Below are 16,849 nucleotides of genomic sequence, written 5' to 3'. Positions count from 1 at the left end.
AAATAAATCTATGTATTTTACAGTTTACTTCACTTTTAATTCATTTTACTAATTATTGTAAAAACTATTTATTTTATGATAATTAAATTCATCTTAAAAATAACTAATAAGCCTTAGTTTTTATATACTATTAAATGCTTAAATGTTCATACATTTAAACATACAATTACTACAAAAAATATATGTTTAAAGTTATTCTTGCTATTGATCTCAAACAAACTATTCATCTTTCTTAATGTCTTTTACCCATTTTTCAACAGAATTTAATTCCTCCTCATTTACCCCCTTTTTGAACAATGCTTTCATAAAGCTTTCAATAGAACTTCCATGCATATTATCTAGAAAAGTTTTTGTTTCAAAATGTAAATATTCAGCTTCTCCAATAATAACTGTATAATGTGTATGTCTATCTATCTTTTTAGCATCCAAGAACTTCTTATTTACTAATCTTGATAAAAGTGTTAGTGTTGTAGTTTGCTTCCAATCATATAGTTTTTCCATAGCTTCAATGACATCTTTTGATGTTACTGTAAAATCTGATCCCCAAATAAATTTCATGACCTTTAATTCCGCTGGTGGTATTTTAGTAATAGTCATATGATTTTACACTCCTCTCAAACTTATACATAATTAAATACTATATTAATAAACTTTCCCAGTCAAAGGTTTTATTCAAAATATACAATTCAAATTTATTAATATAAAAAACTTATATTTTCAGTACCAATCAAACATAAAAAACCCAAAAGTAAATAATAAATTTTATTTATATATATAAGTATAACAGATTATTAAATTAAAATTCTAATATTTAAGATAATATACTCATTTTATAATCAATAAATATCAATATTTGAAATAGCCATAAATTTATTTCAAAAACTATTTTTGAGTTTATCCATATGTTATAATAAATGTATAAAATTTTGATTGGTGGGTTATATATGAATGCATTTATTAGAAAACGAAACAAGAATTATGTAGTTTATCTTGAATTTACAGATGAAGATACTGGAAAAAGAAAACAAAAGAACATGGGTATTTTTGATAAAAAAAGAGATGCGAGCAAAAGGTTAAATGAAGTAAAGGAAAGTCTGTATAAAGATGGCTTTTTAATTCCAAACGAAATCACTGTCTCAGAATTTCTATTAGATTTTTTAAAAAAGTACAGTGAAAATATATCATTAGCTACATACAACAATTATGTTAGTATTTGTAAGAATTATATTAATCCCTCTATTGGTAAATATAAAATACAGGATTTACATCCAATTCATATACAGAACTACATTGATAAACTATCTCATAAATTGAATCCTCAATCAATTAAGATTCATATAAATATATTGAAACTTGCAATAAAAAGAGCATATAGACTCAAATTAGTAAAAGAAAATATTATGGATAATATAGAAGCTCCAAGATATAAAAAATTTAAAAATGAAATTTATGACAAAGAACAAATGATAAAATTGTTGAAATTGTCAAAAAATACATATATGGAATTACCTATTAATTTAGCAGTTGGTTTAGGTCTTAGAATTTCAGAAGTTTTAGGTTTGACTTGGGATAATATTGATTTTGAAGAGAATACAATAACTGTAAATAAGATAACAGCTCGAATTAATGGCTCTGTAATTCTTAAAGAACCAAAGACTGAAAGCTCTATTAGAAAAATATCTGCTCCAAAGGAATTAATCTTTTTACTAAAGGAATATAAGATAAAACAAAATAAAAACTTATTAAAGTCTTCTATTAGAAATAGTCATGACTTGTTATTTTTCAATAAAAAATGTGAACCTATTGCTGAAGATGTTATGAGTAAAAAATTCAAAAGATTTTTAGAAAAGAATGACTTGCCACACATTAGATTTCATGATTTAAGACATTCACATGTTACTTTACTTATAAATTCTAAGGTACCTATAAAAGTTATCTCAGAAAGAGTTGGTCATTCAAATATAAATACAACCTTAAATGTTTATTCCCATGTTCTAAAAGAAATGGATAAAGAAGCATCTGACAAAATTTCTGAGAACTTATTTAATGCCAACTAATATTACATTTTTTAATTATAACTACTCTAGCCTTTATCATCTATAAAATTAATTTTTACTACTAATAAAATTAAAGTTAAATTAATATTCAAATTTAATTTTATAATAGAAGAGTTAAAATATATTTATTACAAAATAGTTTTAGCGTTATAAACTTAATTTATTTTCTCAAGATGTTGATGAAATTTTTATGGAAGCACGTAACACAACAGTTAAAATCATTTGTAGCTTAGGTGGTATTGTTACTAGTAAAGCAGAAGATTTTTATGATGAAAAAGTAACACCTATAACCTTACAAAAAATACATTATCATAAAAGAGAATGTCTATAGACTTATGAAATTATATTATATAACTTTTTCTTATTATGTCTCCAAACATTATTGTAATTTGACCCAATGTAAACAATCAATTTTGATTTGGAGACATGTACTTTTTATAATAAAAATCCATACATCTTTCTATCCGTAGTTCTATTTGAGTTATCTCTACAACCCTATTTACTACAATATATATACTAAATAAAAAACCTCCTAATATTTGATTAAATACCTACATACTTCTATAGCGTATTCTCAAACATTAAAAGGTTTTTATTCTAATAATTATAATTAGTAAAAATAATATTTAAACTAACAATTATTTATCTTTCCCATACATTTTAGCTAATTGGTCTTGTATCTCTTTACTTTCTAAATACTCATCAAAATCCATCTTTCTATCCATTATTCCATTTGGAGTTATCTCTATAATTCTATTTGCTATAGTAGATATAAACTCATGGTCATGAGAAGTAAATAAAAGCACCCCAGGGAATTTTTCAAGTCCTTTGTTAACAGAAGTTATACTTTCTAAGTCTAAGTGGTTAGTAGGGTCATCTAACACAAGTACATTTGCATTTGAAAGCATTAGCTTACTAAGCATACATCTGACTTTTTCTCCTCCAGATATAACTTGAGCTTCTTTTAAAGCTTCTTCTCCAGAGAATAACATTCTACCTAAAAATCCTCTTATAAAACTCTCACTTTTTTCTTCAGAAAACTGTCTAAGCCAGTCAACTAGAGAATACTCTACTCCATCAAAAAACTTATTATGGTTTTTTGGAAGATAATCTTGAGAAGTAGTTACTCCCCATTTATATTCTCCACTATCTGGTTCAAGTTCTCCCATAACTATATTTAAAAGTGCAGTAGTAGCTATTTCATCACCCATAAATACTACTTTGTCATCTCTATCCAATCTAAATGAAACATTATCAAGTACTTTAACTCCATCTATAGTTTTAGTTAAATTGTGTACTTCTAAAACTTCATTACCAATTTCCCTAGAAGGTGTAAATCCTACATATGGATATCTTCTTCTTGATGGTTGTATATCTTCAATTTCTAATTTGTCTAATTGTTTCTTTCTAGATGTAGCTTGTTTAGCTTTTGAAGCATTAGAACTAAATCTAGCTATGAATTCCTTTAATTGAGCTATCTTTTCCTCAGTCTTTTTGTTTTGGTCTTTAGCAAGTTGTAATGCTAATTGACTTGATTCATACCAGAAGTCGTAGTTTCCAACATACATCTGTATTTTACCAAAGTCAACATCAACTATATTAGTACATATTTGATTTAAGAAATGTCTATCATGTGATACTATTATAACTATAGACTCTTCTAAATCCATTATAAAATTATTTAACCAATTTATTGATTTAAAATCCAAGTGGTTTGTAGGCTCATCCATTAATAGTATTTCAGGTTTTCCAAAAAGTGATTGTGCTAATAACACTTTAACCTTCTCTCCACCAACTAATTCTTTCATTTGTTTGTAATGCATATCCTTAGTTATACCAAGACCCATAAGTATTTTTTCAGCGTTAGTTTCTGCATCCCATCCATCAAGTTCTGCAAACTCACCTTCAAGTTCAGCAGCTTTTATTCCATCTTCTTCGCTGAAATCTTCTTTCATATATAAAGCATCTTTTTCATGCATTATACTCCAAAGTCTTTCATGACCTCTTATAACAACATTTAAAACAGTTTCTTCCTCATATTCGAAGTGGTCCTGTTTTAAAACTGACATTCTTTCTTTATCAGTTATAGACACATTCCCTGTATTTGGTTCTATTTCTCCTGATAATATTTTTAAAAAAGTAGATTTTCCCGCACCATTAGCTCCTATTATTCCATAGCAATTTCCTTTAGTGAATTTTAAGTTAACATCTTTAAATAGTTCCTTATCACCAAATCTAAGTCCAACACCTGTAACTTGTAACATTAATGTATTTTCCTTTCTTTTTGTTCATAATTTATTTTATCATAAAATTTTGATAACATTTTTATTCTCACGTAAACAGCATATTTTTTATACCAAATTCGTGAAATATTTATTAAAATTGTATTAAAGATTGTAAGTTTCATAAAAATTAACAATCTATTATATTATACTTATAAAAAAATCAAATTGCAACTTTATTAATTCTTTTACACACTCTAAATACTTTATTTGAATCTTTAAACTGTTTTAGCTATTAGTAAAAATATATTTTCTGTATAATTAATACTTAAAAAGAGTACCTAAGTTTGTAAGTACTCTATTTTTATGGTTTTATATTTTAGCAAAATTACATGCAGGGTAAGTACATACATCACAGTTCATACAAAGACCACCATGACCATATTTAGCTATATCATATTTGTCAAGTTTTTCATCTATTAAAATCCTAGATAGAACTATATCAAACACTGTAGTTTTATGATACATTGCACACCCTGGTATACCCATAATTGGAACTTCTCCATAGTAAGCAAGTAAAAACATTGCTCCTGGTAATATTGGTGACCCATATGTAACTAAATCAGCTCCAGTCTCTTTTATAGCTGTTGGTGTGACATCATCTGGGTCTACACTCATTCCACCAGTACAACAGATAAGTTCTGCTCCTTGACTTATAAATTCTTTTATTGCATTTTTTATGATATCCTTATCATCTGGACATATAGTTTGACCTATAACTTCACATCCAAACCCCTTTACTTTTTCTTCTATTACTGGTCCAAATTTATCAACAATTCTACTGTAAAACACTTCATTACCAGTGGTAACAATTCCTACTTTTTTAGGTTTAAAAGGTATCACATTGACTATCTTTCTGTTATCAACTACTTTTTTTGCCTCTTCTAGTTTTTTCTCATCTATAACTAAAGGTATGACTCTTGTTCCAGCTACTTTCAACCCTTTATTTACTACAAAATTATTATGAAGAGTTGCCATCATTATTTCGCCAACACAATTTAAATCAAAAAGTGCATCGACATCTATTTTTAAAAGCCCATCACATGCTGCTATAAAATCTATCTTTCCTTCTTTTATTTCACTGAAATCTAAATTTTCTCCAGCAGTTAATTCTTTTAAAAATAAAGCTCCTTCATTTTCATGAATCATTCCCTCTGATTTTTCCCATACATATAAGTTGTCTTTACCAAGAGATAATAAAACTGGAATGTCTTCTTCTTTTACTACATGTCCCTTTTTAAATTTTCTTCCTTTAAATTCTCCTGGTATTATTTGAGTAATGTCATGACATAAAACTTGTCCAACAGCATCTATAGTTTTTATTAATTTCATAATTTGCCCCCTATTCTTTCATAATCCACTTTTGTATCAATATCTAATAACATTTTTTCGGGAACTTCTACATATTTTATTTTTGATGAATTTTTTAAAATAGTTTTCCCTTTTTCATCTTCTTTAAGTGCCAATAATTCCTCTTTTTTACTAAATGGAAATACAACTGGATTTCCACATACATCTTTGCATCTTGGAATTACTATAAAATCTCTATCTAATTTAAAAGTATTTATAATTTTATCTATATATAAATCATCAATAAATGGTTGGTCTCCCACAAAAAACATGTATCCATCACATTCTGAGCTATTTAAAATTCCCAGTTTTATGGATTCACTCTGACCTATATTTGCATCTTTATTATCTACATATTTAAAGCCATATTTATTGCACAATGCTAAAACTTCTTTATATTGACTTACAACTACAACTTGATGAAAATTAATTTTACTAACTGCTTTAAGTACATGTTCTATTATGGAACATCCATCATATTCCAGTAAAAGTTTATTTTCTCCCATTCTTCTGGCAAATCCTGACGCCATTATTACTGCATTTATCATATATATCATTCCTTAACATTTATAATGTATTGATATTGTTATGATTTTATAGTATCTTTATTGATATTATCTATATATATAATATCACATAAATTATTTTAATACTTCAATATCTTATACAAAAATTTCGTTTTATACTTCCATAAAATATGTCTATTTCATTTTCATGCTCTTTAATAATTTTAATTAAATTTATAGCTAAACTTTCATACATTTCATTTTCGACTTTATTAATAAATAATATTTTTTTTCCATGATAATTTTTAAACAATCCTTTTGGATTTAATACTACATTTTTTAAATTATCAAGATTTACTGTAGAATTATCATTTATATTACGCATATTTAAATTAGTTATTTTTTTAAATTCATCTAACCTATGTATATTTTCTTCATTAATATCCATTCCAAATGAAGTTATATCTAATATACCTATAGTTTTTGTAGTTTTACAATATACTACTGGTTCTCCATCATTCCAACCTTTAAGTTTTTTTCTCTTTGAACCATCACCTTCTATCAATACCAAATCAAATTTGTCTATCATTTTTTCTAAATCAGATAACTTGATTCCTACTATTTTATTTTCATTATTTATACAGCTTCCACATACTGTTACTCCATGACAAATAGATGGAATAGAAGTTCCATCTATTGTCATAAATATATTGTCATAGTCTTTTTCATCAGGTAAATATATTTTAGTAGTTGTTGTAAGTAAAACTTTTAGCTTATCTCTATAAAAATTCGCAAAGTATTTTATAAATGAAGTTTTTCCTCCTGCTCCAACTACAGTTATTATTTCATTTGCTCCTATCATATCTGATAATTTCACACTTTCACCTCTCATAAATATTTCTTTTAAATATCCTAAATTTGATTTATTTGAAACTTATAATTTAACTGTTTTAGTAAAAGTGATTTTTGAAATTCTATAAACTAAAAAGTAAATAGATTCTGTTGTAAACAACAAGGCGGATCCAATTCGCCGCTAAGCTGTAAGCTTATACGCTATCAGTTTATCTTTTAATTATTATTAAGATATTCTTATTCTTTGTGGTTGCTTTAACATCTGAGGATTATTCTGCAAGTAAGATAAATCAACTATTTGTGATTTTTTTAATATATTAAGACTTGCATTTACATCCGCATTTATAATCATACCCACACTAGATTTATATTGACCACGTGTTATTCTTTCTCCCTTAAATTTGTGTTTCTGTACATCATCCAAATTAATATCAGGAAGGTAATCATTGGCAAAAAAATCTGATTTACTAGTATAACTTTCTTCTTGTCTAATGAAATTAATATTTTTTATTTTACATAGATACTCTAGTTTTCCTTTTATCTCTCCAAAAGGAATTCTTATAAAATTTCTATATATTTTCTTTTCCATATTATCACTTTTTTCTAACTTAGCATTATATCCTACAATCAAATTGCCAATATTATTTTTTACACAGTAGTCAATTATGTAAAAGCAAGTTTTATTTACATAGTCTTTAACCTGATTATTTCTTTTATTCCATACTTTAAATTGTTTTCTTGTAATTAAACTTATATTCTTTTTTAATTTTAAAGCCTCTATTTTATCATTTTGCTTATTTGCCCATTGGTTCACAGACTTAAGCCTTCTTCCATCTATAATAAAACTATCACCTAAGTTGGTAGTACAAGTACATAAGTTTTCTAAACCTAAATCTATTGCCAGTGCATTTTTTTTATTTGAAACTTCCTCTGATTTCGGTATTTCATAACAATACTGAATTTCAAAGAACCTAGCCTTATGTTTAGGTATTATTCTTATTTCCTTAACTTTTTTGTCTAATATATTATTTGGAACTTTTATACTCACCTTTCCATACATTTTTTTAAATACGGGAGACATAGGCACATTTAAAATTCCATCATCTTTAATTCTTATTTGTCCTATTATTATACTAAAAAATCCTTCTTTATCTAAATACTTAGGTGATTTTATTCCTCTAAAATCATACTTGCCTTCTTTAGCTAATTTAATTAAACCAAAAAATGACCTAAATGAACTATCAACTTCTTTTAGTATTTGTTGTGCTACATTACTATTGAGTAGTTTATAGTTTTCATTTTCTTTACATACGTGATAATTGGCTTCATAATTAAGATGCTCCCCTTGATTAAAGTAGTGTTGTCTGACATTATATGTACCAACATTATACAAGTTCTTTGCTAAAAAGCACATCTCTCGCAAAGCCTGATATTCTTTCTTAGTTAAATTTTTTAATTGTTGTCTCTGAGTCCCATAATGTATGTTTTTTGTTCTATTTGGCATAAACTCACCTCCTTTAACTCCTACTCTATTAGACATTATATATGGTATTTTTATAAAGCACCATATATAATGTCTATTAAATTACTTTATTTTGCAAAATAACTTAAATTTATACTTTTATAGTATATCATTTATTAAATTTATTTGTTGTTGTTCTTCATCCCCATGTACACTTTTTCAAAAGTTATAGGAAGCTCTCTTATACGAACTCCAGTAGCATTAAAAATTGCATTTGCAATTGCTGGTGCTGGCGTATGTATAACTATTTCTCCTAAAGATTTAGCTCCATAAGGCCCTCCTGGGTCAAAATTATCAGCAAAATCTACTAATATATTTCCTACTTCTTTTTTTGTAGGAACCTTATACTGCAAGAAACTGTCTGTCAATAACTTTCCATCTTTATCAAATTTAGGGTCTTCATACATTGCAAACCCTATCCCCATCATTACTCCACCTTCTACTTGTATTCTCGCTAATGTTGGATTTATAACCGTACCACAGTCAGGTACACATGCAAAATTTATTACCTTATATTCTCCTGTATTTTTATCTAGTTCTATTTCAGCAAATCCTGCTATAAATGGTTTTATTCTTTTTAACATACCAAATGATTCTGTTGCTTCTAAAACAACTGGTACATCGTCACTTGAAAACCCTATACCTCCAACTGACTCTCTTCCTAATTCCTCTAATAACACAAATTTACTCTCATCATTCTTAACAAAAACTCTATCTTTACTTAACTCTAAATCCTCTTTTTTAGACTCTAGTTTTGATTCTGCTACTGAAAGTATTATTTCTTTTAATTTATTTGCTGTTTTTATTGTTGCATTTCCTGTAACTGTTGTAGTACAAGAAGCAAACGCACCTGTATCATATGGACATAGGTCTGAATCACCTGTATAAACAGATATTCTATCTACAGTCGTATTTAAAGTCTCTGCAGCAATTTGTGCTTGAATTGTATCAGCACCTTGACCTAAATCAGCAAGACCAGATAATAACTTATATGTCCCATCTTCGTCCATTCGTATAGTCACTGTTGCCATATCTACACGTGGTATACCAGAACCATGATTTGCCACTGCCATTCCTACTGCTCTTACCTTGTTATTACCTATATCTTTACATGGGTATTTATCATCCCAATTAATTAATTTTTTCCCTTTTTCTATACACTGTTTTAATTCACAGCTTAGAATTTCTTCTTCTGCTGCTTTTCCATTAGTGTACCTATCTATTATGTTTTTAACTCTAAATTCAAGAGGATCTATACCAATCTTATTGGCTAATTCATCAATAGCACTATCTATTGCAAATATGCCTTGTGTAGCTCCATAACCTCTAAGTGCACCTGCTGGTAATCTATTAGTATATACTGTTCTAGCATCAAATCTAACAGCATCAATATCATTATATATTGGTAATGTATTATGACCTGATTCTGAAGAAACAGAAACTCCATTACCACCATAGGCACCTGTATTATTTAGTGACTTTAATTCTATCGCCTTTAAATTTCCTTCTTTGTCTGCACCTACTCTAACATCAAAAAACATTTCATGCCTACTATTAGAACCTACAAAGGTTTCACTTCTTGTAAAGACAAATTTTGCTGGTCTTCCAGTTTTCATAGTCACAAATGCAGTAAATATATCGGTTGCTGCTATATTCTTTCCTCCAAATCCACCACCTATTCTAGGCTTTATCACCCTTATTTTAGAAGAAGGAATCCCCAATACTTTTCTAAGTATTCTCTTTACATTGTGTGGTGATTGTAATGATGACACAACAACAATCCTATCATTTATATCTTTATATGCATATGACCTATGAGTTTCCATCATACAATGTGATTGACTTTGAGTCTTATATGATGCTTCTACCACAAATTCACTTTCTTTAAGCTTAGCCTCAACATCACCAAACTCGAAAAACTCTTTTGATACTATATTATTTTTTGCATCTAATCCAAAAGGATACGGTTCTACTATATCTTGTTCTGGATGTATAATAACTTCATTTCCTTCTGCTTCTTTTGCATTAAATACAGGCTTTAAAATCTCATACTCTACTTTTATCATTTTTAAAGCTTTAAGTGCAGTTTTTTCATCTTCTGCTGCTACTAATGCTACCTCATCTCCAACAAATCTAACTGTATCCTCAAGTAAAACTCTATCATAAGGAGATGCTTCTGGTTCTGTTTGACCTGGAACACAATATCTAACTTGTGGTACATCTTTATAGGTATAAATTCCTACAACTCCTGGAATTTTTTCAGCTTTTGACGTGTCTATATTCTTTATTTTGGCATGTGCATGTGGGCTTCTAAGAAGTTTAAGAGTCAAAACATCTTTATGCATAATAAGGTCTTCAGTATATAGTGGCTTTCCTGTCACAATTGCTGTACTATCTATCTTTCTTATCCCCTTATTAATCATTATTTATTACCTCCCTCAATAGCACTATACATCCTCTTAAGCAGTGCACTTGCCATATCTATTCTATATTCTTTACTTGCCCTCATATTACTTCCATAAATTAATTCTTTACCTACAATAATAGATGCTTTATCTATATCCTTTTCTTTGCTCAATATTTGACTTGCTTCAAGTGCTAATTTAGCTCTTTGAGGCCTTGCTCCAATTGCTATTTTATAAGTATCATTTTCTTTTAACATAGCTGAATTTAATATAGCAAAATCTCCTGTACACTTTCTTATTGAATCAAATACAGCTACTGCATCTTTCTTAGGAAGTATTACCTCAATTAATATATCTTTATTTAATTCACTATCCAAAAACTCATTTAACTCTAATATTCCACTATTGTATAACCTTACCTTCGCACCAACAACTAAAAGTGCTGTAATCAAGTCAGAAAAACCATACTTTGAAAATACACTAGCTCCAATTCTTGCACCTTGTCTAAATTGAACACCAACTATATTAGAAACAGCACCTGAGACTATTCCACTACAATAATTTTTAATAGTTTTGTTTATTTCTAAACTTCTCAAAGATGTATCTGCTCCTATTAGTATATTTTTTTCATCCTCTTTTATATAGTCTAGATTTACATCCTTTAAATCTATGGCTGTTCCTATGTTTTTATTGCTTAATTTTATAAATCCGCAACCACCTAAAATAACATTATTTTTTTTAGAAATCAAAATTTTATATGCTTCTTCTAGGCTTTGTGGAACAGAATATTCTTTTATAGTAACCATCTTATCCCCCTTATATTATATTTATTAAAACTTGAAACCTACGAAGTACTTTGCTTTATTTTTATAAATATATAGTAAACTTAATTTAATTCTATTAGTTTTTTACTCTATATATTTTCCTTTTTATTTTTATTGTCCTTACCTTTTGAAAATTTTATCATATATAAACCTTGAACTATTATAGCAACCATAGCTCCTGAAACTACACTTGAATCTGCAAGTAGTGTTTCTATAAATTTTGGAGATTTTTCAAGAACCTGAGGAACTACCATAAATCCTATCCCAGTTGCCATAGAAAGACCTAATATCATACTATTTTCTTGATTAAAACCATCCATACTAACAAGTCTTAATCCAGATGTTGTAAGAGTTGAAAATATTACGAGTGTTGCTCCTCCAACCACACAAGGAGGTATTGTTCTGATTAAATTAGCTAATAAAGGTGATACTCCCGCCAGAAATAATCCAATGCCTCCAATAGCTAATACAAATTTACTTATAATTTTTGTATTAGAAACGATTGCAGAATTCTGACCAAACATTCCCATTGGAGTAGCAGAAAATAATGCTCCTATTGTAGATAATACTCCATTTCCTAAAACAGCAGAAGAAAGTTCTTCATCTGTAACTTGTCTATTAAGTCCTCCTACTGTAGAAAGTGTACATGCTCCCATAATATCAGCTATTTCAACCAAATATATTATTGAAAACATTACTACAACCTCAAGCTTTATATCCAATCCAAAAGCAAGTGGTTTTGGAAGTGCAACCAAAGTAAACTCTTGAATTGAAGAAAAATTTACTATTCCCAAAATTAGTGATAAAATATATCCAAAAACTATGCTAACTAATATTGATGCATCTTTAAACAATCCTTTTCCATATTTATTTAATCCTAATATCATAAGTGATACAGCTATTCCAACTATAAAATTAATTGGTTGTCCAAATGTCTCATTACCCATACCTCCAGCTAAGTTTTTATAGCTATTGGAAAAAGTCCAAGACCCATACATGCAACTATAGTACCAGATACGACTGGGGTAAATATAAACCTTATTTTTTTAAGACCAAAACCAATTATGATTATCACTATACCAGCGACTATTTGAGAGCCAAATAAGACAGGTAATCCATACTTGCCTGCAACAGAAACTCCAGCTCCTATAAACATTGCTGTAGCTCCCATTATAACTGGTATTCCTCCTCCCAATTTAAAACCTTTAAATAGTGGTATTGGATATAATTGTAACAAAGTTGATAATCCTGCAAAAATTAAAGCAGCTTGAATTAATAGTGTAGACATTTTATGATTAAGTCCAGCCGCATTTGCAACTAGTATCGCTGGTAAACAGCTACCTATTACCATTGCCATTAAGTGTTGTAACCCCAAAGGTATTGCTTCCTTTAGTGGTGGTATTCCGTCTAATTCAAATTTTGATGTACTTTTTGCTTTCATAATAAAAACTCCCGTTACATAAAACTTATTGAATTATATAAATACTTAAAAATTTAATATATTAAATTAAATGACTTTTATAAATCTTACTATACTCAGTAATACATTTAAGTTTTTATACTTAAAAATCACGTACAACAAATTTAATTATTAACAATTAAATTTATTCTATTATTTTGTATATGTTCTATAGTGCTTTACAAATATAAGAGTATTGTAGCTATGGACTTTAAAATTTTTTACAACAATTCTAATCCAATCTAAATCTTTCAATCTTAATCATTATAAGTTATAAGTTTTCATAAGTATTTATATCTTGTAAGTTTTAAACATTTAACTATAAACGCTACTTTATAGATGCCACTTTAATCTTAAGTGACCTCATACTTTCATATGAGCGTAGACTATTTCTTCATCTTCAGCATTACCTGTTAAGAGCAACCCGTTTCCACTATCAATAGCTTATAGTGTACTCTCTTTCGAGATAGTCGTTTGACCTTCCTATTTCTAGGCTTGGCGACCAAATGTCCATTGTAAAGTACTTAGGCTCTCACCATATACCATCCTTGCTATTATTTCTGGTTTTCACCACATTCATAAAAGTTTCTTTCTATCTTTTATTGTAGTTGCAAGGCTTTAGGATTTACTGGTTTTAAAGTTGTGTCCTACATAAATTTCTTTATGTACGGGGCTAAAAGTACAACTTATTTAATATACTTTTTTATTACCCCCTGTAAATAATATTATTTACTCTTTCACTGTTTTTGTTATTAAATTAATTACATAATAATTAATTTAAGCATAAAATAATTTTCAAATTGAAAATCAAAATATTTATGAATATTTTATAATATAATCATCATAAGACAGAAAAACTTAATAAGCTATGTATCTCAGTTGTACCCATGTACTCTCCTTTACTATATTTGTATCTGCAACATAAAACATACAAGTTTCTATCTAGCATATAGATATAAACCAATATCTATAATTAAAAATAGTAATACTATTGTATAATACAATCTTTATGTACATTACTATTTATTATTTCTATATAGCAATTTTAATGCCAATATTTGCATACATTTGCATAGAATAATTTTTTTATACTTTCCTTGATAAAAATTTACTTATTCCAACTGTTCTGTAATTTTTTATTAAGCAAATTTTAAATTTTATTTTTATGATATTTTTATAATTACATAAAAAAAAGACCAAAAGTATTTTTCAAATGATCTTTTCTCAAATTTTTATTTTAATTTCTAAAATTTATAATAAATAGTAAGACTATTATAAGCATCTATTTTTATATGAAAGTTTATACTTTTATGGATGCTAAGTTAATGTAATTAAAAGATTATCTAGCTGATTTTAATTTTACAATATCGCTCCAATTTTTGCTTGTAGCTAATTCTACTAAATTTAAATCTCTTCTTATTTCTGAAACATCTTCTTTTATGGAGTTTGTATCACCTTTTATATGTGCTATACTATGTTCCATATTATCATGAGTAGCTTTATTTATTTCAGAGTTATGTAATAAACTTCCTAAAATACTATTTTGTTCAATTTGTTGTTCTTTAATTGATTTTCCTTCAGATTCTAAGGCATCTACTTTAACATCTATTTCATATAGTTTTTCATTAACTACAATACTTTCTGCTTTAATTTCACTTATATCTTTACTTGCACTACTTATTTGATTTTGCATAGAGTTCATTTCTAATTTAACTTCATGTAAATTCTCTTTCACTACATTTATTTCTTTCTTCATCATACTTACTTCTTGTTTTACTTCATTCATTTCTTCTTTCATTACACTTATTTTTTGTTTTACTTCGCTCATTTCTTTCTTCATTATACTTACTTCTTGTTTTACTTCATTCATTTCTTCTTTCATTACACTTACTTCTTGTTTTACTTCATTCATTTCTTTTTTCATTACACTTACTTCTTGCTTTACTTCACTCATTTCCTTCTTCATTACACTTACTTCTTGCTTTACTTCACTCATTTCCTTCTTCATTACACTTACTTCTTGTTTTACTTCATTCATTTCTTTTTTCATCACACTTACTTCTTGTCTTACTTCTGACATGTCATTTTTTATTATGCATATTTCTTGTTTCACTTCGCTTATTTCTTCTTTCATTACACTTATTTCTTGTTTTACTTCTGACATGTCATTTTTCATGCTAACCACATCTTTATTTATAATATGTAATAATTCTAAAATTTTATCTTCCACTTACATCACCATCCCTATTAATTATTATAACATCTTATACAAATGCTATACAATGTTAACATATATCTCTAAAATAGTTGTTATAAATTTAATTATTAAAATTATTATGTATAATTACTACAAAAAATAATTAATATAGATATAAATCTAAAAATAATAATTACAAACAAAAGGATACCATTTTAATATGGTATCCTTTATCTGTATATAAATTTTTATCTTTTGAAGTTATATTTTTTATAAAACATCTTATGCATTTAATTCTGGACATGAAATCTTTCTTCCAAGTGCCTTTGGTTTACATACTGATATACAAAGACCACAATATCTACATTCACCTTCATTTAATTCCATCTTGTCATTTAATTTTCTAGCTTGATATGCACACACTCTCTCGCACATCTTACATTTAGTACACTTTTCTTCATCATAAGTAAATTCAAAACTAAGTCTTTCATTTACCTCTCCCATATGCTTATGTACTACCCCACAAGCATTTTCTATAGTTTTATATCCTAGTCTGTCAAGATTAGAATTTAGGTCATTGTGTATTTTAGCTATTACTTGAGCTCCTTTTAATATTACTACTGAACATATACCAACGAAGTCAGCACCTGCCATAATCATCTCTAAAGCATCATCTCCACTTACACATCCACCTAATCCAATTATAGGTATATTTACCTCTTTTTTTATTTCATATATTCTTTGTAGAGTTATTGGTTTAATAGTTTCTCCACTTAAATATCCAATTCCATTTCCACCTAATAAAGGTTGGCCAGTTTCTATATCTATTCTAAGTGCTGGTCCTACAGAATCACAAGCAGTTATTGCATCTGCTCCTGCTTCTTCTAATTTTTTAGCAAAAGCCCCTATTTCATCTATCATAGGAGGAAGTTTAACTATTACTGGTATATTCACTCTTTCTTTCGCATCCTTAAGCATTGGTATTAAATCTCTATAGTCATAAGATACCAGCTCTATAAAATCAGCTCCTGCATTTGCAATCTTTTCTACTAGTTCACTACTTTCTTCTATTGTATGACCTACTGAAGCTATACATACAGTTCCATCTTTTTTCATTTGTGGTATTTCAAAATCTATCCATTGCTCTGGTTCAAAATCTGTCCATTTCTCATTATTTAAAAGAGCATTAGCTGTATTTCTCACCATATGAGGTGCTGGATTTATAGCTCTTTCTTTTCTTATTGTCTTAGTAACAACTGCTCCTGCTCCTGCATCACTTAGTATCTTACATCCAGCTGCACTATATGTCAACGGACCTGAACCTATTATAAAAGGTGATTTTAATTCTTTCCCTAAAAAATTATACATTATTTACTTCCCCTTTTCATATTTATT

At 27.8% G+C, this 16,849-nt stretch carries 12 protein-coding genes and 1 pseudogene; 2 read left to right on the top strand and 11 right to left on the bottom strand.

Annotation, left to right across the window (positions count from 1 at the left end; translation table 11 throughout):
• Positions 1-219: 219 nt before the first annotated feature.
• Positions 220-597 (bottom strand): BlaI/MecI/CopY family transcriptional regulator, encoded by a 378-nt coding sequence (locus IC174_RS07735; protein ID WP_227434997.1) that lies wholly within the window; start codon positions 595-597, stop codon positions 220-222.
• Positions 598-944: 347 nt separating this feature from the next.
• Between IC174_RS07735 and IC174_RS07730 the strand changes: the two genes are divergently transcribed.
• Positions 945-2,057 carry a tyrosine-type recombinase/integrase gene (locus IC174_RS07730; RefSeq protein ID WP_227482587.1) on the top strand — a complete coding sequence of 371 codons (1,113 nt, stop codon included), beginning with the start codon at positions 945-947 and terminating at the stop codon, positions 2,055-2,057.
• A gap of 190 nt (positions 2,058-2,247) precedes the next feature.
• Entirely contained in the window at positions 2,248-2,388 is a 141-nt protein-coding gene (locus IC174_RS07725; protein ID WP_227482586.1) for a hypothetical protein, read from the top strand.
• Positions 2,389-2,695: 307 nt separating this feature from the next.
• Here IC174_RS07725 and IC174_RS07720 read toward each other — a convergent pair whose 3' ends face one another.
• The 10 genes and pseudogenes from IC174_RS07720 to IC174_RS07675 all read right to left on the bottom strand — a co-directional run bounded on the left by IC174_RS07720 (position 2,696) and on the right by IC174_RS07675 (position 16,822).
• Positions 2,696-4,321, bottom strand: a complete 1,626-nt coding sequence (locus tag IC174_RS07720) for an ATP-binding cassette domain-containing protein (RefSeq protein WP_227482585.1) — start codon at positions 4,319-4,321, stop codon at positions 2,696-2,698.
• A gap of 330 nt (positions 4,322-4,651) precedes the next feature.
• Positions 4,652-5,671, bottom strand: coding sequence for a molybdopterin-binding protein (locus IC174_RS07715; protein WP_227482584.1), 1,020 nt, complete (start codon positions 5,669-5,671; stop codon positions 4,652-4,654).
• Positions 5,668-6,237, bottom strand: coding sequence for a molybdenum cofactor cytidylyltransferase (gene mocA / locus IC174_RS07710; RefSeq protein ID WP_227482583.1), 570 nt, complete (start codon positions 6,235-6,237; stop codon positions 5,668-5,670). The genes IC174_RS07715 and mocA overlap by 4 nt, the downstream gene beginning before the upstream one ends.
• 106 nt (positions 6,238-6,343) lie before the next feature.
• Positions 6,344-7,072, bottom strand: a complete 729-nt coding sequence (gene yqeC, locus IC174_RS07705) for a selenium cofactor biosynthesis protein YqeC (protein ID WP_227482582.1) — start codon at positions 7,070-7,072, stop codon at positions 6,344-6,346.
• Positions 7,073-7,273: 201 nt separating this feature from the next.
• Positions 7,274-8,551 (bottom strand): transposase, encoded by a 1,278-nt coding sequence (locus IC174_RS07700; RefSeq protein ID WP_227482581.1) that lies wholly within the window; start codon positions 8,549-8,551, stop codon positions 7,274-7,276.
• 140 nt (positions 8,552-8,691) lie between these two features.
• The gene (locus IC174_RS07695) at positions 8,692-10,992 is read right to left on the bottom strand and encodes a xanthine dehydrogenase family protein molybdopterin-binding subunit (protein WP_227482580.1); all 2,301 of its coding nucleotides are present in this window, start codon (positions 10,990-10,992) and stop codon (positions 8,692-8,694) included.
• On the bottom strand, positions 10,992-11,780 hold the full coding sequence (locus IC174_RS07690; RefSeq protein ID WP_227482579.1) for an FAD binding domain-containing protein: 789 nt from the start codon (positions 11,778-11,780) through the stop codon (positions 10,992-10,994). Before IC174_RS07690 ends, IC174_RS07695 begins: the two co-directional genes overlap by 1 nt.
• 107 nt (positions 11,781-11,887) lie before the next feature.
• A pseudogene (locus IC174_RS21090) lies at positions 11,888-13,149 on the bottom strand (uracil-xanthine permease family protein).
• 1,447 nt (positions 13,150-14,596) lie between these two features.
• A complete protein-coding gene (locus IC174_RS07680) occupies positions 14,597-15,487 on the bottom strand; it encodes a hypothetical protein (RefSeq protein ID WP_227482578.1) in 891 nt (296 codons plus the stop codon).
• Positions 15,488-15,736: 249 nt separating this feature from the next.
• Positions 15,737-16,822, bottom strand: coding sequence for a dihydroorotate dehydrogenase (locus IC174_RS07675; protein ID WP_227434977.1), 1,086 nt, complete (start codon positions 16,820-16,822; stop codon positions 15,737-15,739).
• Positions 16,823-16,849: the final 27 nt, after the last annotated feature.

It is taken from the genome of Clostridioides sp. ES-S-0001-03 (assembly GCF_020676075.1).
Taxonomy (GTDB): Bacteria; Bacillota; Clostridia; order Peptostreptococcales; family Peptostreptococcaceae; genus Clostridioides.
Note: the sequence above shows the minus strand (reverse complement) of the source record. Positions and strands in the feature narration are given on the sequence as shown.

Bases quoted from the DNA above. Each gene is read 5' to 3' on its own strand.
- IC174_RS07725 (WP_227482586.1), top strand. From the start codon at position 2,248: ATGGAAGCACGTAACACAACAGTTAAAATCATTTGTAGCTTAGGTGGT.
- IC174_RS07700 (WP_227482581.1), bottom strand. From the start codon at position 8,551: ATGCCAAATAGAACAAAAAACATACATTATGGGACTCAGAGACAACAA.
- IC174_RS07690 (WP_227482579.1), bottom strand. From the start codon at position 11,780: ATGGTTACTATAAAAGAATATTCTGTTCCACAAAGCCTAGAAGAAGCA.
- mocA (WP_227482583.1), bottom strand. From the start codon at position 6,237: ATGATAAATGCAGTAATAATGGCGTCAGGATTTGCCAGAAGAATGGGA.
- IC174_RS07730 (WP_227482587.1), top strand. From the start codon at position 945: ATGAATGCATTTATTAGAAAACGAAACAAGAATTATGTAGTTTATCTT.
- IC174_RS07720 (WP_227482585.1), bottom strand. From the start codon at position 4,321: ATGTTACAAGTTACAGGTGTTGGACTTAGATTTGGTGATAAGGAACTA.
- IC174_RS07675 (WP_227434977.1), bottom strand. From the start codon at position 16,822: ATGTATAATTTTTTAGGGAAAGAATTAAAATCACCTTTTATAATAGGT.
- IC174_RS07695 (WP_227482580.1), bottom strand. From the start codon at position 10,992: ATGATTAATAAGGGGATAAGAAAGATAGATAGTACAGCAATTGTGACA.
- IC174_RS07715 (WP_227482584.1), bottom strand. From the start codon at position 5,671: ATGAAATTAATAAAAACTATAGATGCTGTTGGACAAGTTTTATGTCAT.
- IC174_RS07735 (WP_227434997.1), bottom strand. From the start codon at position 597: ATGACTATTACTAAAATACCACCAGCGGAATTAAAGGTCATGAAATTT.